Origin of the sequence: Mycobacterium scrofulaceum (assembly GCF_002086735.1) — a bacterium.
Classification (GTDB): Bacteria; Actinomycetota; Actinomycetes; order Mycobacteriales; family Mycobacteriaceae; genus Mycobacterium; species Mycobacterium scrofulaceum.
The window spans coordinates 140,787-159,194 of sequence record NZ_MVIJ01000006.1 but is presented as its reverse complement, the minus strand read 5'-3'; the positions used below and the strand labels follow the sequence as shown (position 1 = coordinate 159,194).

Here is an 18,408-nt window from a genome sequence, read left to right as displayed (position 1 = left end):
ACTTGGACGTCGGGACATTGGGCCGAAGCGGTGGGGAGGACAGAACCAGCGAGCGCCGACCCGGCGAGGCCGGACGCCGCAACCACCGCTGGACTGAGGAATCGAGCTATTTGACGTGCGATCATGCCGCAATTGTGCCCAGTCGCCACTCCGCTTAAACGCGGAATTGGCCGAAATTACTGGGAATTCACACAGCCGCGCGCACCGGGCCGGGCGCTGGCCGAGAATCCTTGCGCGCGACCCGCATCCGCCGCCGCCGCGGACGCCGATCCAGCGCCCGCTCGGGGTGCGGTCGAGACCGGGCCGGGGCGCGGTCACGAACGGCCGTGTGGTCTGCTAGCTATGACGAGTCGAGCGCCCGGTGCAGCCAACCGCCGATCCTCGACACGCGGCTCGAGTGAATGCAGCGGCAAAGTTGAACGTAGTAGTGCAGACCCTCAACAAGGTCACGGACCGCCTGGCCAATCCGGCGCGCGAGTCCGATCCCGACAAGCTCCGCGGCGCCGTCGCCGGCACGACGGTGCTGGTGACCGGCGCCTCCTACGGTATCGGCGAGGCGACCGCCCGCAGGCTGGCGGCCGCGGGCGCCACCGTGCTGGCGGTCGCTCGCTCCGAGGAACGCCTGGGTGACCTCGCGGCGTCGATCAACGCGGCCGGTGGCCGTGCGGTCGCATACCCGACCGACCTCACCGACGAGGCCGCCGTCAGCGCGCTGACCAAGCAGGTCAACGAACAGCACGGCGCGCTCGACATCGTGGTCAGCAACGCCGGCAAGTCGTTGCGCCGCTCGCTGCATCACCAGTACGACCGGCCGCACGACTTCGAACGCACCATCGACATCAACTATCTCGGGCCCATCCGGCTGCTGCTGGGGCTCCTGCCGGCCATGCGCGAGAGCGGCCGCGGGCACATCGTCAACGTGTCCAGCGTCGGCGTGCGCGTGGTGCCGGGTCCGCAGTGGGGCGCGTACCAGGCGTCGAAGGGGGCCTTCGACCGCTGGCTGCGCAGCGTCGCCCCCGAACTGCACGCCGACGGTGTGGACGTCACCACGGTCTACTTCGCGCTGGTGCGCACCCGGATGATCGAGCCCACGCCCGTCCTGGGTCGGCTCCCCGGTATGTCGGCCGACGAGGCCGCCGATGCGATCGCCAAGGCCGTCATCGAGCGCCCCCGCAGCAACGAACCGCCGTGGGTGCTGCCGGCGGAGCTGGCCTCGGTCCTGTTGGCCGGACCGGCCGAACGCGCGGCCCGGCTCTGGTACCGGCGGTTCTTCTCGGATTCCAGCGCCCCCGAGGCCCGGCCGTGACGTCCGAAGGGGTGATCGGTACCGCGGCCAGGGCGCTGCTGCGTTCGCGACTGCTCGCCCCGCCCTCGCCGCTCGCGACCGTGCGGCTGCTGCGTGAGGCGCGCCGGGGCGGCACCAACCCCTACACCCTGCTGGCGGTCACCGCGGCGCGGTGGCCGCAGCGGGCCGCGATCGTCGATGACGACGGTGTCTGGAACTACCGGCGGTTGCGGGCGGTGACGGACGCGGTGGCGTGCCGGCTCGCCCGCCAGGGCGTCGGACCCGGTGACGCGGTGGGCATCATGTGCCGCAACGGACGCGGCTTCATCGCCGGAGTGTTCGGCGCCGCGCTGGTCGGGGCGGACGTGGTCCTGGTCAACACGGACTTTCGCAGCGACGCCCTGGGCTCCGCGATGACCGCCCACCGGATCACCACGATGATCGCCGACGACGAATTCGGCGAACGCGTCCGAGCGGCCGACGATTCGGTCGCCATGATCGACCCGGCAGAGGTCGCCCCTCACCAGGGCGAGCCGCGCCCCGACGCGGCCACGCCGGGCCGGATCGTCCTGCTCACCTCGGGCACCACCGGCACGCCCAAGGGCGTGCCCCGCTCACCGCAATTGCGTTCCGCGGTGGGTGTGTGGGTGACGATCCTGGACCGCACCGGCCTGCGCACCGGGTCGCGAGTGTCGGTGGCAATGCCCATGTTTCACGGGCTCGGGCTGGGCATGCTGATGCTCACGGTCGCCCTCGGCGGCACGGTGCTCACCCATCGCCACTTCGACGCCGAAGCCGCGCTCGCCCAGGCGTCGCTGCACCGCGCCGACGCGTTCACCGCGGTGCCGGTCGTGCTGGCGCGCATCCTCGCCCTGCCCGAGCGGGTGCGCGCCCGCAACCCCGTGCCCTACCTGCGGGTCGTGATGTCGAGCGGGGACCGGCTGGACCCCACCCTGGGCCAGCGGTTCATGGACGCCTACGGCGACATCCTCTACAACGGTTACGGTTCCACCGAGGTCGGCATCGGCGCGCTGGCCACGCCCGCGGACCTGCGGGAGGCGCCCGAGACCGTCGGCAAACCGGTCGCCGGCTGCCCGGTGCGCATCTTCGACAAGCACGACCGGCCCGTCGGGCCGCGCGTCACCGGGCGCATCTTCGTCGGCGGCGAGCTGGCGAGCGAGGGCTACACCGGTGGCGGCTCGAAGGCCGTCATCGACGGCATGACCAGCACCGGGGACATGGGCTACCTCGACAACGCGGGCCGGCTGTACATCGTCGGCCGCGAGGACGACATGATCATCTCCGGCGGTGAGAACGTCTACCCGCGGGCGGTCGAGAACGCGCTCGCCCAGCACCCCGCGATCGCCGACAACGCCGTCATCGGTGTGCCCGACGAGAAGTTCGGTCATCGATTGGCCGCGTTCGTGGTGCTGCAGCCGGGCAGCGACACCGACGAGGCGGCGCTGCGGGAGTACCTCCAGGGCAGGGTCTCCCGGTTCGAGCAGCCCCGGGACATCACCGTCGTCGCCAGCATCCCGCGCAACCCGGCGGGCAAGGTCCTGCGCAAGGAACTCTCCGGCTAGCGGCGAAAGCCTCAGTCCTGCTTGGGTTCCAGGGCGGCCACCTGCTTGCCCAGCCAGTTGGGCGCCAGGACCGAGACGACGGTGGCGCCCGCGGTGGCACCGATGACTCCGCTCCAGGCGACCGGACCCAGCGGAGTGCAGCCGAAGAAGTGGCTGACGCCGGGGGTTTGGACGATCGCGACCAGCACACCGGCGCTGCCCAACGCGGTGCCGAGGACGAGCGGGCTGTGGCGCCGCGTCAGCAGCGTCTGGGCCAGTTGCGTGGTGACCAGCGCGGTGAGTCCCATTGTCGACGTGCGGCGTTCGGTGCCAGGCGTCCAGCGACCGATGGCCCAGGCCGCCGTCGCGCCGGCCGCCGTGACGGCGCCCCGGGTGACGATCTGCCGCATCAGCGGCGCGTCGAGGGACGGCGAGGGACCCGACAGGGTGGCCAACTGGAACGCGCGATGCAGTTCCTCGGCGTCGCGGTCGACCCCGTCCTCGGCCTCCTCCGGCTCGCGGTATTGCGGGGTGACGGCGACCGCGAGCGCGGGGAACATGTCGGTCAGCAGGTTCACCAGCAACAGCTGACGGGTGCCCACCGGGGCCCGGCCGGTGCCCAGGGCGGTGCCGATCAGGGTGAACAGCACCTCGCCGACGTTGCCGCCGACCAGGATGCTCACCGCGTCGCGGACCCCGCCCCACATCCCGCGCCCCTCGACCAGCGCGTCGAGCAGCACGCCCAGGTCGTTGTCGGTCAGCACGATGTCCGCCGCGCCGCGCGCCGCCGACGAGCCGCGGCCGCTCACGCCGATGCCCACATCGGCCATCCGGATGGCGGCGGCGTCGTTGGCGCCGTCGCCGACCATGGCGACCGCCTGCCCGCCGGCCTGCAGCGCCGCCACGATCTGCACCTTCTGTTCCGGGCTGACGCGGGCGAAGACCTGGATGTCTGCGGCGACCTTGGCGCGGTCCTCCTCGCCGAACGCGACGAGTTCGGCTCCCGTGATCTCGCGCGCGTCTTCCGGCAGCCCCAGCTGACGGGCGATCGCCCGCGCGGTCACCGGGTGGTCGCCGGTGATCAGCACGACCCGGCGGCCGGCTTCCACCAGCGCCTCGATCAACGGCCGCGCCGACGCGCGGGCGGTGTCGGCCAAACCGACGTAGCCGATCAACTCGAGATCGTGCGCGGCGGCGTCGACGGCGTCGGCGTCGGTGTCCTCCTCGCCGGTCCCGTGCTCCCAGGGGCGCTGCGCCACCGCGAGCACCCGCAGGCCCTGCTCGGCCAACCGCATCACCAGCACCTCCGCGCGGTCGTGCTCGGCGCCCGAATCGGCGAAGCGGCACCGCGGCAGGACTTCTTCCGGTGCGCCTTTGACCATCAGCATCGGCGCGCCGGCGGGAGCCTCTCCGGCCGCCGTGCCGATCGCGGCGGAGTAACCACGACTGGACTCGAACGGAACTTCGGCGAGCACGGTCCAGTCCGAGGCCCATTGACCGTCAATCGAATTCGCCGCCGTGAGGATCGCCTCGTCGGTGGCGTGCGCGTGGCCGCCCCCGTTGTGGGGCTGCGTGCTGCTGCGCGCCGCGGCCCGCAGCACCGCCGCGGACGCCGGGTCGGTCAGCTCGGGGAAGGGCGCGTCGGTGCCGGTCTCGTAGGGGACGCCGCGGACGACGCGCAGCCGGTTCTCGGTCAGAGTGCCGGTCTTGTCGAAACACACCGTCTCGACCCGGCCCAGCGCCTCGACGGCCCGCGGGGTGCGGACCAGGACTCCGCTCCGCGACAACCGCTGGGCCGCGGCCAGCTGGGCCAGGGTGGCCACCAACGGCAGGCCCTCGGGGACGGCGGCCACGGCGATGGCCACCCCGTCGGCGACCGCCTGACGCAACGTTCCCTGATGCAGCAGCGCCAACGCAGTCACCGCCGCGCCGCCGGCCAGCGTCAGCGGCAGCACCTTGCTGGTCAACTCGCGCAGCCGGGCCTGCACTCCGGCCGCCGACTCGACGTCGGCGATCGCCGAGATCGCGCGCTGCGCGGCGGTGCCCGCGCCCGTCGCCACGACGATCGCGCGGGCGTGCCCGGCGACGATGGTGCTGCCCTCGAAGAGCATGCTGGCGCGGTCGGAGTCCGCGACCGCCACGGGCTCGACCTGCTTGTCCACCGGCAGCGACTCGCCCGTGAGGAAGGACTCGTCGACCTCGAGGTCCTCGGCCACCAGCAGTCGCGCGTCGGCCGGCACCACCTCGGGGGCGGCGAGGTCGATGATGTCGCCGGGTCGCAGCGACTTGGCGTTCACCGACACCGTCCGTTCGGCGGTGCGGGCCGCCTCCAGCCTGCGGTGCGCGGTGGCCACCGCGGGTAGAACGACGCGGCGCGCGTACTGGTCCTGCTCGGCGAACAGCTCGGCGACCGCCGCCTCGGCCCGCAACCGCTGCACCCCGCCGGCGACCGCGTTGGCGGTCATCACACCCGCCACCAGCAGCGCGTCCACGCTGCTGCCGACGATCGCCGAGGCCGCAGCCCCCACGGCAAGGATGGGCGTCAGCGGATCGGCGAGTTCGGCACGGGTCGCGGACAGCAGCCGCCCCACCTGGCCCGCCGGGCCGCGCAGCGGCGCGAGCAGCGGGTTGTAGGACAGGTCGTCGAGTAGCTGGCGCCACGGCGCGACGCCGGGTTCGACGGCCAGGGGCCGCGTTCGGCTGGCCAACCGCGAATAGACGATCTCCGGGTCCAGTGCATGCCAGGCGGTCAGCGGCTGAGGCGTCGGATCGGGCAGCCGCAGCACCCTGGAGGCCGCGAAGCTGCCCTGCATCAGCGCGGCCGCGGCGGCGGCGTTGACCGGGTTGAGCCAGCGCTGCACCGCGAACGGGCTCAGCGTGCGGGGGTCGCCGGTGACCAGCAACAGCCCGGCCAACGTGCTCCCGCCCTTGGCCAGGCGCACCGCCGACTCGGTCGCCTCGCGGGCCACCGGCAGCGCCGACAGGATGCGCACCGCCGCGGCCAGGTCGGTGCCCGTGATGATGTCGGCCGTCCATGGCGTGGCGGCCTGCGGGTCGTCCAGCGCCACGCCGACGTCGGCGATGGCCAGCGCGGCCAGCGTGTCGGTCGAAGCGAAGTCGCGGTGCAGCGCGGTGATCAGCAGCACGGGCCCGCGGTCGGTGCGCAGGTCGCGCACCAGTTGCAGCAGCGGCGTGCCCGCCGGGTGACTCACGGCGACGCTGGCGGTCAGGTCCTCGGTGCCGGCCACGTGGCGCAGCACCACCCGGCCGCCGGTCCGGTGCGCGATCTGCAGCAGCGGGATCGCGAACGGGTCGACCTCCCAGCCGACGTCGACGCTGCCCACGCGCTCCCCGTCGACGATGAGGTCGGCGTGTTCGAGGCCCTGCGCCGGGGTCGCCGAGGATCCCTGCGCCCGGACCCAGCGCAGGCGGGCGCCGGTGGCCGGCAACTCGTCGGGGTCCGGTTCGGGCGCCTCCTCGCCGTGCAGCAGGGCGTCGGCGACCTCGTAGACGCGGTCCTCGTCCCACCCGGGGACATCGCCCCGCGCGTGCAGCACGGCGCGGTTGTCGCCGCGCAGCGCGGCGCCGTCGATGACGACGACCTTGACCCGGTCCAGCCGCCGCAGGGCGCCCGGGTCGAGGAAGAGTTGCCCGGCGTTGGCCAGTCCGCGGCCCAGGACCGCCGCGAACGTCTGGCGGCCCACGTGCGCCGCCCGGGGCACCCCGGCCAGCAGCGCGCCGGCCGCGTCCTCGGTGCCACCGCCGGCCAGCAGCGCGCCCGCCGCGGCCACCAGGGAGGCGTTCGCGGCTTGGTCCGCGTATTCCTCCACCGGCCCGGCCATCGATCCCTTCGCGGTGTCGATGGCGGCATCGATGGCGCCGCCGACCACCACGTGGGACGCTTCGCCCGCGGCGGCGGCCGCCCAATTGTGCCGGGGCGCTTGAGATTTGGGCCCGGCCGATGAAATGACCGGAACCACGGGGGCCTGCGGCCGCTTGGGCGAGGCCAGTTCCGGTTCCCGGTCCCGCCATCGCTGCCGGTGCGCCGCGGCCTCGGAGACCTGCAGGCTTCGCTGCGCCAGGTCCAGCAGCGGTGTGCCCACCGCCTGCGTCAGCCCGTTCGCCAGCGCGGTCGACGCGCTCAGGGCGATGTCGGTGCCGACACGGCCCAGCCGCGACTCCAGCACGGCGACCACCCGGGGCTGATGGTTCAACAGGGCGGCGGCCGCGCGGGCGCTGCGCGGCGCGACGGGGAGCCGCCCCAGCCAGCCGGTGACCGCGGCGCCGATGGCCGCCGCATCCATGGCGGCGGCGCTGAACGGGACCAGGATCGCCAGCGGGTTGCCGGGGTCGGCGAACGGCGCGGTTCGGGGCGCCTCCCGGGGGGCGACCAGAGTCAAGTCCGCCGCGACGTGGCAGACCGTTTCTCGCACGCGGTCCAGCAGGGCGTCGCCGTCGGGTTCGGTCTCGAATTCGATCACCAGCCGACCGAGCGCACCTTCCACGTGGGCCGAGGCCACCCCCGGAATCCTGCGGACCGGTTCCTCGACCGCAGGCGCGTGCTCGTGCCAGCCGGGAAACGGCAGCAACGGGTCCAGGTCCAGGTGCACCCGCCGCCCGCTCTGCCAGCGGATCGGCGGCGTGACGCCGGGCCCGGATCCGTTGGTGGCACTGCTCAATCCGATGGCCCGGGTCGTGGTCTGGGCCATCGACTGCACCACCGGAACGGCCAATTCGGCGACCGGGCTGGCGAATGCCTGCAGGGCGCCCGCCGCGCCGGCCGCGGTGGACACGCTCGCGCGCACCACCTGCGCGGCCCCGTCGGTCATACCGGCGACGACGATGGCAACGCCCGGAATCCTCACTCGGTCACCCTTCGATTACGTCTACCGCGCTAATGATCCTGGGGGGCTGGGGACCTGTCCACAGGTGCGGCCGTGGACTCTGCGACGGCACCGGATGACTCCGGTGGGTCGGGCCTTCCCTCGGTGACCGGCGGTGCAGTCGCTTCCCTGCGGACAGGTTACCGGCTGGATGGGAAACCGAACGTGCTGAACAGGCCGGGGTCGAGGAAGACGGTGATGGTGGCGACCCCGACGTCGCCCGGGGTGAGGACGTGGATCGAATGGGCCCGCATCACCCCGCCGGCGTCGCGGCGGTATTCGGCGACCGCGGGTTGCGCGTTCGCGCCCGTCGGGATCATCGCGATGTCACCGGCCTTCGCGAGAGCACGCGTGGCGAGGAACCGCAGTACCGGGTCGCGCCCGGTGAACCAGACAGGCAGGGGCGGCATTTCGAGTTTCACGTCCGCCTGCAGCAGTGCGGTCAGCGCCGCCATGTCCGCGTTCTCGAATGCGGCGCAGTAGCGGTCCAGCAGGGCACGGCGCTCGGCGTCGTCGGGCTCGGACAGGCTGTCCTCGGTGGGGGAGAGCTCGGCGAGGCGGGCCCGGGCCCGTTGCAGCGAGCTGTTGACCGCGGCCGGCGTGGTCTCGAGCAGCTCGGCCACCTCGGCGGCGCTGAACTGCACGACGTCGCGCAGGATGAGGACCGCCCGCTGGCGGGCGGGAAGTTCCTGCAGCGCCGTCATCACGGCCAGCCGCAGGCTTTGTCGCGCGGTGACGTTGTCCTCCGGCGTTCGGAACGTCAGCGAGTCGGGAATGGGCTCCAGCCACTCGTGGGGGCCGGCGATCGCGTCGAGGTCGGTGTCCGGGTCGACGGATCCTTCGATCGCCCCGGCCGGCAGCACCCGCCGGGCGCGGTGCTGCAGGGCGCGCAGGCACGCGGTGGTCGCGATCCGATACAGCCATGTTCGCAACGCCGCGCGCTCCTCGAACGCCTGGTAGCCGCGCCAGCCGTTGAGATAGGTCTCCTGGACCAGATCCTCGGCGTCGTGCACCGACCCGAGCATCCGGTAGCAGTGCGCGATCAGCTCGGCACGAAACGGTGCCGCCTGCGCGATGAAATCCTCTCTCGCCGGCACGGCTTCTCCTATCTCGGCTGCGACCGAACGCTACTCCAGTACAGAGACGGCGGGCCGCCGAAATTCATCGGCCCGCGGGCGATGAATTCGCGTGCCGCGCCGCATCTCAATGAGTGGACGCACGTTTCCCACGGAGAGCGGAGTACGACATGAACGAGCTGGATGGTCTGGCGGGCAGCACGGCGATCGTGACCGGGGCGAGCCGCGGATTCGGCCGCGCCATCGCCGGCGCGCTCGCGGGGGCTGGTGCGCGGGTGGTCGGTGTGGCGCGCACCCGGTCGGTCCTCGAGGAGGCGCACGACCAGCTCGGTGGCGGCTTCGTTCCGGTGGCCGCCGACGCCGCCGACCCCGCGACCGCGCAGCGGCTCATGGACGAATATCGTCCGCGCACACTGGTGTTGGGCGCCGGGGCGGCACCCCGGATGAGCCCGTTGCAGGATCAGAGCTGGGACAGCTTCAGCCAGAACTGGAATGTCGACGTCGCGCAGGCCTTTCATTGGACCCGCCACGCGCTGCGACGTCCGCTGGCGCCGGGCAGCTCGGTGATCTTCATGTCCAGCGGCGCCGCGGTGGCCGGTTCGCCGCTGAGTGGCGGGTACGCGGGGGCCAAGGCGGCGGTCAGGTTCATCGCCAGCTACGCCGCCGCCGAATCGCAGCGGGCCGGGCTCGGGATCCGCTTCGTGGCCGTCCTGCCCCGGCTGACGCCGGCCACCGATTTGGGCGCCAAGGCCGTCGCGGCCTACGCCCGACGGCAAGGGGTGGACGTCGAGGCCTTCGTGCGGGCCGGCGGGCCCCCGCTCACCGCGGAGCAGGTGGGCCGGGCGGTGCTGGGGATCGCCTCCGGCGCCCCCGCGAGCGGCGACGCCTACCTGTTGACGTCGAGCGGCCTGGCGGCCGTGGCCTGAGACGACGAAACGGTAAGGAGGACGATTCCATGAACACACCCCCCGTCGTGTCGGCGCCGGAATGGGCGGCCGCGCGTGACCGACTCCTCGTGCGGGAGAAGGAAGTGCTCAGAGCCCACGACGCCCTCGCCGCGGCGCGCCGGCGGATGCCCTGGCTGGCCGTCGACAAAAAATACGCGTTCGAGGGGCCCGAGGGCAGGGTGAACCTGCTGGAGCTGTTCGCGGGCCGGCGTCAGCTGATCGTCTACCGCGCCTTCTTCGAGCCCGGCGTGGACGGCTGGCCCGACCATGCCTGCCGCGGCTGCTCGATGATCGCCGACCACGTCGGACACCTCGCCCACCTCAACGCCCGCGACACCACCCTGGTGTTCGCCTCGCGGGCACCCCAGCCCGACATCGTGCGACTGAAGGCGCAAATGGGTTGGCAGATGCCGTGGTACACGCTCACCGACGAGTTCGATGCCGACTTCGGCGTGGACCAGTGGCACGGCACGAACGCGTTCATCCATGACGGCGACCGCGTGTTCCGGACCTATTTCATCAACAATCGCGGCGACGAAGCGCTGGGCAACACGTGGAGCTACCTCGACATGACCGCGCTGGGACGCCAGGAGAACTGGGAGGACTCACCGGACGGGTATCCGCAAACCGCGCCCTACGAGTGGTGGGAATGGCACGACGCATACGGCGAGCGCCCGCCGTCGCGGTGGTTCGGTGAGCCCGACCCGGACGATCCGAACGACCCGCGCCCGGCACGCGGCGGCTAAATCCTGCCACCCCGCATTTCGCGTTTCCGGCCCGAATAACACGAATGCGCGGTAGCCGTCCGACGGCTACGCGCGCAATATTCGGCTGAGTGAATTCGCCCTATAAAATTCGGTGGTTCGCCCTGTTGACGTGGTAGCCGGCCGGGAAGGACTTCTCGATGACCTGCAGCTGGTGGTCCACCCGGGACTCGAGCTCGAGGACCACGCAGCTGTCGCCGACGGCCTTCGATTCGAGCACTATGTACCGGTGGCCGCAATCCATGATGGGATCACCCGAGTGCAATGTTTCCACGGGCACCAATTCCGGGGTTCCGTTTGATTCCACCCGTCACAGGCTAGGTCAAATTCGCGATTCAGGGAATAGCTTCGCGCCCGCCCGCGACGGATCACGTCGCCGCGGGCTGCTTGAAGAACACGCTGACGTGACGGATGCGCCCGTCGTCGCCCCGCCCGAACAAAATGCATTCGGGCCAGCGCCTGGTGACGCCGTCGATCTCGAAGGCCTCGGTCAACTCGACGTAGGACAGGCGGGCGTCGACATGCGAAACCCGCTGGACGTCCAGCCGATGACCCGACAAGTTGGTGAGGACTTTGCGTAGGTAGGCGACGTAGCGTTGCTTGCCCTCGACGACGTCGCAGAACGGGCCCTCGCGGACCAACCCGTCGTCGGCGATTGTCGCGGCGAGACCGTCCCAGTCGTGCGCGGCCAGGCACTCCAGATATCGCTCGACCACACCCACTTCGGTCACGTCTTCTCCACCCACCACACAGTAGGGGAGGGCAGTGGGTAGTGAAACGGGTTCGCTGAAGCGCTGCGCCCGGGCCGGGGATGCGGGAAAGAATGGGGCGATGAGTGGACCCCCTTCCCCGCCGACGGCGCCGACTTGCTACCGGCACCCGGGGCGCCCGACGTATGTCCGCTGCAATCGTTGCGAGCGGTACATCTGCGGGGACTGCATGCGCGGCGCGGCAGTCGGGCACCAGTGCCCGGAGTGCGTCCGGGCGGGCGCCCGGACCATCCGGTCGCCGCGCACCCGCTTCGGCGGGCGGCAGCGGTCGGCCACCCCGGTGCTCACCTACACGCTGATCGCGATCAACGTGCTGGCGTTCGTGCTGCAAATGGCGGCGGGGAATCTGGAAAGGCAGCTCGCGCTGTGGCCGCCGGGCGTCGCCGACGGCCAGTACTACCGCCTGGTGACGTCGGCGTTCCTGCATTACGGGGCGACGCATCTGGTGTTCAACATGTGGGCGCTGTACGTGGTGGGCCCGCCACTCGAAAGCTGGCTGGGCCGTTTGCGTTTCGGCGCGTTGTACGCGTTGAGCGGATTGGGCGGCTCGGTCCTGGTGTACCTGGTCTCGCCGCTCGACACGGCGACCGCGGGTGCCTCGGGCGCGATCTTCGGCCTGTTCGGCGCCATCTTCGTGGTGGGCAAGCGGCTGGCGGTCGACGTCCGCTGGGTCGTCGCGGTGATCGGGATCAACCTGGTCTTCACTTTCCTCGTCCCCCTGCTGAGTTCGCAGCGCATCAGCTGGCAGGCGCACGTCGGCGGGCTGGTCACGGGTGGGCTGGTCGCCGCGGCGTACGTCTACCCGCCAAGGCAGCGCCGGAACACGATCCAGGCCGCGGTGACGCTCACCTTGGTCGTGCTGTTCGCGGTGCTGGTCCGGTGGCGCACCGCGCAGCTGCTCGCGGAGTTCTCCGCATGAGCTGGTGGACCGCCCGCTCCGAGCACACGCTGTCCGAGGACGTGCCCGCGCCGCCGGACGCGGTCCGCGACTTCTACGTGGATCTGGACAACATCAAGCTGGTGCACCCGTTGATCGTGTCCGTGGAGACGTTGTCCCGCACCGAAACGCCGGACGGATACGAACACTGTTATCGCGTACGGGACCGGATTCCGTTGGGCCCGTTGACCATCAAGGTCGCCTATCGGGCCCGATTGCGGGTGCCGGCGGTGGGTGACGTGCTGACCGAGGCCGACCAGTCGCCGGGGGTTCGGCTGCGCGGAACGGTGAGCTTCGAGCCGATCGCCGCGGGCACCCGGGTGACCGAGCGGATCCGCGTCGCGGCGCCCCGGCCGCTCGCCGCGACGACGACACGCGAAGCGGTCAAGGCGCACATCGCGATGCTGGCCGGCATCCGGAGGCACTTCGAGGCCGGATGATCAGCGCGGCCGCCACTCCGACGTCAACGCCGACTCCGAGAGATACTTGGTCGAACTCCACCCGCCGTCGACGACGATCGTCTGGCCGTTGATGAAGGCGCCGCCGGGGGAGCACAGGAACGCCACGGTGCTCGCCACGTCGTCGACCGTGCCCAGGCGCTGATGCGGGGTCATCTCGGTGTTGATGCGCCGGAACCGCTCGTCGTGCAGGCGATGCTCGGTCATGGGGGTTTGAATCACCCCGGGCGCCACCGCATTACAGCGAATCCCCTGCGCGCCGTACTGGCAGGCGACGTGGGTGGTCAGCGCCGTCAGGCCGCCCTTGGCGGCCGAATACGCGCCGCCGCGCAGGCCGCCGACCACGGCGAACGTCGACGTGACGTTGACGATCGCCGACCCCGGCGGCATGTGCGGCAGCACCTCGCGGATCAGACGGAACGGCGCCCGCAGCATCAACCCGAGGAAATGGTCCAGCGATTCGTCGTCCGTCTCGTGCACCGGCTTGGGGCTGCCCACCCCGGCGATGTTGACCAGGAAGTCGACGTGCCCCCATCTGTCCAGGGCGGCACCCGTGATCCGCCCGGGTGCGTCGTCGTCGGTGAGGTCGACGGCCACCGTGGCCACCCGGTCGGGATCGCCGACGTGCCGCGCCAACTCGGCGAGCTTCTCGTCGTTGCGCCCGGTCGCCAGGATGGCCATGCCCGCCTCGGCGAGCTTTGTCGCGCAGCCGAAGCCGATCCCACCGCTCGCCCCGGTCACCACCGCTACCTGCATCTCACCGCTCCGCCTTCATGAGTGCCGCCCTGATCTGATGCTTCAAAACCTTGCCCGCGTCGTTCTTGGGCAGCACATCCCAAAGCACAAGCTGCTCAGGGGCTTTGAACCGTGCCACGCCCGAGTGCTCCAGGAAGTCGCGCAGGCTCGCCACATCGAGGCCGCTGCCGGCCGTGGGCACCACGACGGCGCAGGCCCGTTCCCCGGTGCGGGCGTCGGGTAGCCCGACGACGGCGATTTCCGCGATGCCGGGGTGACCGGCGAGGACGTCCTCGACCTCCTTTGGCGAGATGTTCTCGCCGTTGCGGATGATGATGTCTTTGGCCCGGCCGGTGACGACGAGATAGCCGTCGTCGAGCCGGCGCGCCAGATCGCCGGTGCGGAAGTAGCCCTCGTCGTCGAAGGCGTCCGCCTCGTCCTCGGGATGCTGGTAGCCGGCCAGCATCTGCGGCCCGCGCGCGTGCAGCTGCCCGCCGACCAGCTTCACCTCCGCCAGGCCGACGCGGCCGTCGGTGTCGGCGGCGAGGTCGGTGTCCCGCAGCGACCCGACCGTGGTCACCGGCACTTCCGTCGATCCGTAGACGCGGGTGACGACCGCCGATTCGAAATAGGCCGCGGCCCTGCGGATCAGCGCGGGCGGCACCGACGCACCGCCACAGACGAACAGCTTCAGATCCGGCAGGCGGGTGCCGCCGCGCTCCGCGGCGCCCAGCAGGTGTTCGAGAAACGGTGTCGCCCCGGCCATGTGCGTGCACCGCTCGGCCCGCATGAGCGCGACCGCGTCGTCGCCATTCCACCGGTCCATCAGCACCGCGGTGGTGCCCAGCAGCAGCGGGCATTCGAACGCGTAGATGGAACCGCCGATGTGCGCGATCGGCGACGCGACCAGGAACCCGTCGCCCGGTTCGACGAACCAGTTCTCGCGCAGCTGGCAGATCAGGGCGTGGATCGAGTTGTGGGTGTGCAGCACGCCTTTCGGCCGCCCCGTGGTTCCGGAGGTGTAGAGGATCATGTGCACGGCATCCGGTTCCAGCGCGGGCAGCACCGTGGCCGGCGCCTGCTCGGTGAGCAGCGCGGCGAACGGGATGCCGATCCCGTCTTCCGCCCCGCGCACCAGCACGACCGCGGGTGGCGACTCCAGCTGCGCGGCCACCCGACCCAGCATCGCGGCGTAGTCGTGCCGGCCGAATTCGGCCGGGGCGAAAACCATTCTGCTGTCGGCGTCTTCGAGGATGAACCGGAGTTCTCGGTCCCGCATCGACGGCAGGACGGGGTTGGCCACCATTCCCGCCAGCGTGGTGGCCAGGTAGATCACCGCGGCCTCGTGCCAGTTGGGCAGCATGAAGGACACCACGCTGCCCGGTGGGATCCGCGCGAGCAACGCGTGCGCCAGCGCCGTCGCCTCCCGGTGCAGGGTCAGGCAGTTCAGCCGCCGATCGCCGTCGACCAGGGCCACCCGTCGCGGCGTGCGCTCGGCGGCCTCGCGCAGCGCATCGGCCAGCGTGGCGTGGACCCACCAGCCGCGCGCGTAGGCTTCGGCGGCGCGTTCGTCGTCCCATCGAACCCACCGCCCGCCGATCAGCTTGCGGGTGGACGCCATTGCGGCAGCTTAGCCACGGACCCGCCGCATCGTCATCGAGTGCCGAAACCGCGACGCGGGATGGGTGTTGATGGTGACCTGGGCGACCCGCCCGTCGGACGCCGTGTAGGTGCGCTGTATCTGCAAAGCCGGTGTCCCCGAATCGATTTCTAGACCGGTCGCCAGTTCCGGGGTGATGAGTACCGCGGCAATCTCCTGCTGGACCTCGATGATGCTCAGCCCGAACAGGTCCTCGATCAGCGGGAAGATGGGGCCTTCGTGGCGCTGCAACAACCGGCCGACCCCGGCGAACGCCCGGTTGATGTAGTACTCGGCGCGGCAGAGCGCGGGCCCGGGCGGGTCGGTGGCGACGGCCCGCCGGAAACCGCGCACCGTCAGCCATTGTTCGCCGGCCGCCAGCCCGGTGCGGGTGGCCAGTTCGTCGTCGATGGTCACCATGGCGACGGAGTCGACGGCGAATCGGGTGTCGGTCGCGAACGCCAGCAGGTCGTTGATCGACATCACGTGCTGCACATAGGAGTCCGACGACGGCCGCGGCACCACGAGGGTCCCGGTCCGCGGGCGCGAAGACACCAGGTTGTCCTCGCGCAGCCGGCGCAGCGCCTCGCGAATGGTGTAGCGGCTCACCGCAAACCGTTCGCACAGTTCGTGTTCGGTAGGCAACTGCGACCCCACCGGATAGACGCCCTCCACGATCTCCTTCCGCAGCGTGCGGGCCACCTGCTGGTATCGGTGATCGACGACTCTGGCCTCGGACATGTCGCCCTCAGCCTTCCCGCCGCAACGCCAGGACGCTGCCGTCGGCGTCGGCCGACACGTACAGCGTGCCGTCGCGCCCCGCGGCGATGCCGGCGAACGGTCCCTGCGGCCCGGAGAACGGTGGCATGCCGCGCAGCGGCTTGGGCGTCACGCCCGGCGGCGCCCCGACCGGCAGGTCGGAGGCGATCGTGCGGCGCGTACCGGCGCCCAGGTCGAAGGCGACCACCTCCTTGGCGCCCGCGTCGACGACATACAGCTGCCCGCCGTGCACCAGGATGCCCTGGGGGCGTTGCAGGCCGTCGAACACCGCGCCGCCCAGTTGGGCCACTCGTCCGGCGCCCGCCTCCGAAACCAGGCAGGCCCCGTCGGGGGCGATGGCCACGCCGACCGGTTCGCTGAGGCCGGTCGCCAGCGCCTCGACCGCGCCCGCGCTGACGGACAGCACCCGTCCCGCGCCCAGTTCGGCCGCCACCACCGCGCCGCCGGGAGCGACGGCGACGCCGTAAAGCTGGTCGAAACCCTCTGCCAGGACGTCACTTTCGTGGCGGCCCGGTCGATAGCGGGCCACCTGCCCGTTGGACGTGGTGACGACGAACTCGCCGTCGCCCGCGGCGGCCAGCCCGCGCAGGAAGCCGGGGTAGCCCGGGCTGAACAGCATTCCGGCGGTCGTCATCGTGCCGTCGGGCGGCAGGACATAGAAGAAGGTCCCGTCGGCGATGTACAGGTTGCCGTCGGCGCCGACCGCCAGGTCCAGCGGCCAATTGAGCCCGCCGGGCAGCACGGTCCGGGTCCCGCCGTCGCCGAGGATCTCGGTGATCTCGCCGGTGAAATTGGAGACGAACAGCCGCTCACCGACGAACGTCAGGTTGTCCAGGCCGGGGTTCAGCGTGGCCAACACGGTCCGATCGCCGCTGCGGGGGTCGATGCGCAGCACCTGGCCGGTGTGCACCTGGGTCGACACGATGCGCCCGCGGGGATCGAATTTCACCGCGTCGGGGACGCCCAGGTCGCCGGCCACGCGTTCGGGTTCGCCGCCGTCGGGGTCGATGCGCCAGATCTCGTTGGCGCCCATCAGCGGGAAGTACAGCATGCCGTCGGGCCCGACCTCCATGGCGTTGGGAGAGGGGGCGCCCTCCAGCAGCAGTCGCGCCGCGCCGCCGGCCGGGTCGAGCTCCAGCAGGCGGCCGCCCTCGCGGCATTCGCCGACGAACAGCCGCCCCCGGTGGAACGTGATGCCGTTGGCCGACGGCAGGTCGTCGCGCAGCACCCGGGTGCGGCCCGCCGAATCGCGCACGCTCACCCGGCCGTCCATCACCTCGGTGGCGAACAGGTCGCCCTTCGGGTCGAAGGCCACGTCGTCGGGCGCGACGATGTCGCCGCCCTTGGCGCTGACGACGTCCACCCGGCCACTCGCCGGGTCGAGCGCGCTGATCTGGCTGCCGGTCACCTGGGCGATGTAGATCCGGCCGTCTGGGCCGGTCCGCAGGCCGTTCGCGCCGAACAGCCGGCTGGGGGGAGTCAGGCGGGTGAGGCTCCAGCCGTCGGCGACGCTCGGAGCCGGCTCGGCGGCGTAGCGGCACTGCGACTGGGACAATCCGGCCATCACCGCTCGCACGTTAGCAACGACCAATGGTCCAGACAATAGGCGGCGACGGATCTAGGCGACACTTGACGACCCGGCGGACAGAAGAGAATCATGCTCTCCAATGAGTGCACATCGTTATCTTGTCCGGACAATTCGTCTAGCCCGATGGTAGCCGACCTCCTGAGCCTGGAGGGGCGCGTCGTCGTGGTTTCGGGCGCCGCGGGCGGCGGCATCGGGACCACGATCGCCCGCATGGTGGCCGAGGCCGGCGCGACGGTGGTCGCGGTGAGCCGCGGCCAGGACAACCTCGACCGGCACCTGGTGCCCCTGCGCGCCGCGGGCCTTGCGATCGTGCCCGTCGCCGCCGACGCCTCCACCGACGACGGCGTGCGAGCGACCATGGACGCCGTGCGCCGCGCCGACGGCGAACTGCACGGGCTGGTCAACGTGGCCGGCGGCGCGGAGCCGTCCACGTGGATGCCGTCTACCCGGGTAGCGCGCGCCGACTGGCGCGACCTGTTCACCCGCAACCTCGAAACGATGTTCTTCATGAGCCAGGCGGTGGCCGCGGAACTGAGGCACCGGGACCGCCCGGGGTCCATCGTGTCGATCTCGTCGATCAGCGGGATGAACACGGCGCCCTTTCACATCGCCTACGGCACGGCGAAAGCCGCGATCGTCGCGGCGACCCGCACCATGGCGCTGGAACTGGCGGACCGGGCGATCCGGGTGAACGCCGTCGCGCCGGGGGTCACCGAGACGCCGGCGTCGGGAACCTACGTCGACGCCGATCCCGAACGCGACCGGCGCGCCGTCGCGATGGGTCGCCGCGGGCGGCCCGAGGAGGTGGCCGGGGCGGTCCTGTTTCTGCTGTCGGACCTGTCCAGCTACGTCACCGGCCAAACGCTGTTGGTGGACGGCGGATTGAACCTCAAGTGGGGGCACCTGGGCGCCGACAACACCTCCTTGTTCCTCGAGGACGAATCATTCCGCGCGGCGATCACGCGCTGGAACGGGTAGAAAGCG

The 18,408-nt window shown here is 71.4% G+C and carries 15 protein-coding genes; 7 read left to right on the top strand and 8 right to left on the bottom strand.

Translation table 11 applies throughout. The annotated features are described in order from the left end of the window. Positions 1 to 397: 397 nt before the first annotated feature. Together BST44_RS06440 and BST44_RS06435 are read left to right on the top strand one after the other, a co-directional pair. Complete coding sequence (locus tag BST44_RS06440) at positions 398 to 1,306, top strand: SDR family NAD(P)-dependent oxidoreductase (protein WP_439330697.1); 909 nt, start codon at positions 398 to 400, stop codon at positions 1,304 to 1,306. Continuing rightward, positions 1,303 to 2,868 carry an AMP-binding protein gene (locus tag BST44_RS06435; protein WP_083175837.1) on the top strand — a complete coding sequence of 522 codons (1,566 nt, stop codon included), beginning with the start codon at positions 1,303 to 1,305 and terminating at the stop codon, positions 2,866 to 2,868. The genes BST44_RS06440 and BST44_RS06435 overlap by 4 nt, the downstream gene beginning before the upstream one ends. 11 nt (positions 2,869 to 2,879) lie before the next feature. On the opposite strand, the gene BST44_RS06430 is transcribed toward BST44_RS06435, so the two are convergent. Together BST44_RS06430 and BST44_RS06425 are read right to left on the bottom strand one after the other, a co-directional pair. Beyond that, on the bottom strand, positions 2,880 to 7,712 hold the full coding sequence (locus BST44_RS06430) for a cation-translocating P-type ATPase (protein ID WP_083175835.1): 4,833 nt from the start codon (positions 7,710 to 7,712) through the stop codon (positions 2,880 to 2,882). Positions 7,713 to 7,870: 158 nt separating this feature from the next. Then, positions 7,871 to 8,827, bottom strand: coding sequence for a sigma-70 family RNA polymerase sigma factor (locus BST44_RS06425; protein ID WP_083175833.1), 957 nt, complete (start codon positions 8,825 to 8,827; stop codon positions 7,871 to 7,873). A 149-nt stretch (positions 8,828 to 8,976) separates the two neighbouring features. Here BST44_RS06425 and BST44_RS06420 point away from each other — a divergent pair, with 149 nt between their 5' ends. Both BST44_RS06420 and BST44_RS06415 read left to right on the top strand, forming a co-directional pair. Continuing rightward, on the top strand, positions 8,977 to 9,732 hold the full coding sequence (locus tag BST44_RS06420; protein WP_083175831.1) for an SDR family oxidoreductase: 756 nt from the start codon (positions 8,977 to 8,979) through the stop codon (positions 9,730 to 9,732). Positions 9,733 to 9,761: 29 nt separating this feature from the next. Continuing rightward, entirely contained in the window at positions 9,762 to 10,499 is a 738-nt protein-coding gene (locus tag BST44_RS06415) for a DUF899 domain-containing protein (protein WP_083175829.1), read from the top strand. A 100-nt stretch (positions 10,500 to 10,599) separates the two neighbouring features. On the opposite strand, the gene BST44_RS06410 is transcribed toward BST44_RS06415, so the two are convergent. After that, positions 10,600 to 10,824, bottom strand: a complete 225-nt coding sequence (locus BST44_RS06410; protein WP_083175827.1) for a hypothetical protein — start codon at positions 10,822 to 10,824, stop codon at positions 10,600 to 10,602. Positions 10,825 to 10,885: 61 nt separating this feature from the next. Continuing rightward, a complete protein-coding gene (locus tag BST44_RS06405) occupies positions 10,886 to 11,248 on the bottom strand; it encodes a nuclear transport factor 2 family protein (protein WP_142274372.1) in 363 nt (120 codons plus the stop codon). Positions 11,249 to 11,348: 100 nt separating this feature from the next. On the opposite strand from BST44_RS06405, the gene BST44_RS06400 reads away from it, so the two are divergent. Together BST44_RS06400 and BST44_RS06395 are read left to right on the top strand one after the other, a co-directional pair. Next, positions 11,349 to 12,206 carry a rhomboid family intramembrane serine protease gene (locus BST44_RS06400; RefSeq protein WP_083175823.1) on the top strand — a complete coding sequence of 286 codons (858 nt, stop codon included), beginning with the start codon at positions 11,349 to 11,351 and terminating at the stop codon, positions 12,204 to 12,206. Continuing rightward, positions 12,203 to 12,664, top strand: a complete 462-nt coding sequence (locus BST44_RS06395; RefSeq protein WP_083175821.1) for an SRPBCC family protein — start codon at positions 12,203 to 12,205, stop codon at positions 12,662 to 12,664. The genes BST44_RS06400 and BST44_RS06395 overlap by 4 nt, the downstream gene beginning before the upstream one ends. On the opposite strand, the gene BST44_RS06390 is transcribed toward BST44_RS06395, so the two are convergent. From BST44_RS06390 to BST44_RS06375, 4 genes are read right to left on the bottom strand one after another with little or no spacing between them, the layout of a single operon-like run. Further along, positions 12,665 to 13,438 (bottom strand): SDR family NAD(P)-dependent oxidoreductase, encoded by a 774-nt coding sequence (locus BST44_RS06390; RefSeq protein WP_083175819.1) that lies wholly within the window; start codon positions 13,436 to 13,438, stop codon positions 12,665 to 12,667. A gap of 1 nt (position 13,439) precedes the next feature. Continuing rightward, positions 13,440 to 15,038 carry an AMP-binding protein gene (locus tag BST44_RS06385; protein WP_083175817.1) on the bottom strand — a complete coding sequence of 533 codons (1,599 nt, stop codon included), beginning with the start codon at positions 15,036 to 15,038 and terminating at the stop codon, positions 13,440 to 13,442. A 9-nt stretch (positions 15,039 to 15,047) separates the two neighbouring features. Further along, on the bottom strand, positions 15,048 to 15,797 hold the full coding sequence (locus tag BST44_RS06380) for a GntR family transcriptional regulator (RefSeq protein WP_083175815.1): 750 nt from the start codon (positions 15,795 to 15,797) through the stop codon (positions 15,048 to 15,050). Between the two features lie 7 nt (positions 15,798 to 15,804). Then, entirely contained in the window at positions 15,805 to 17,400 is a 1,596-nt protein-coding gene (locus BST44_RS06375; RefSeq protein ID WP_083175813.1) for an SMP-30/gluconolactonase/LRE family protein, read from the bottom strand. 147 nt (positions 17,401 to 17,547) lie between these two features. Between BST44_RS06375 and BST44_RS06370 the strand changes: the two genes are divergently transcribed. After that, a complete protein-coding gene (locus tag BST44_RS06370; RefSeq protein ID WP_083175811.1) occupies positions 17,548 to 18,402 on the top strand; it encodes an SDR family NAD(P)-dependent oxidoreductase in 855 nt (284 codons plus the stop codon). Positions 18,403 to 18,408 lie beyond the last annotated feature (6 nt).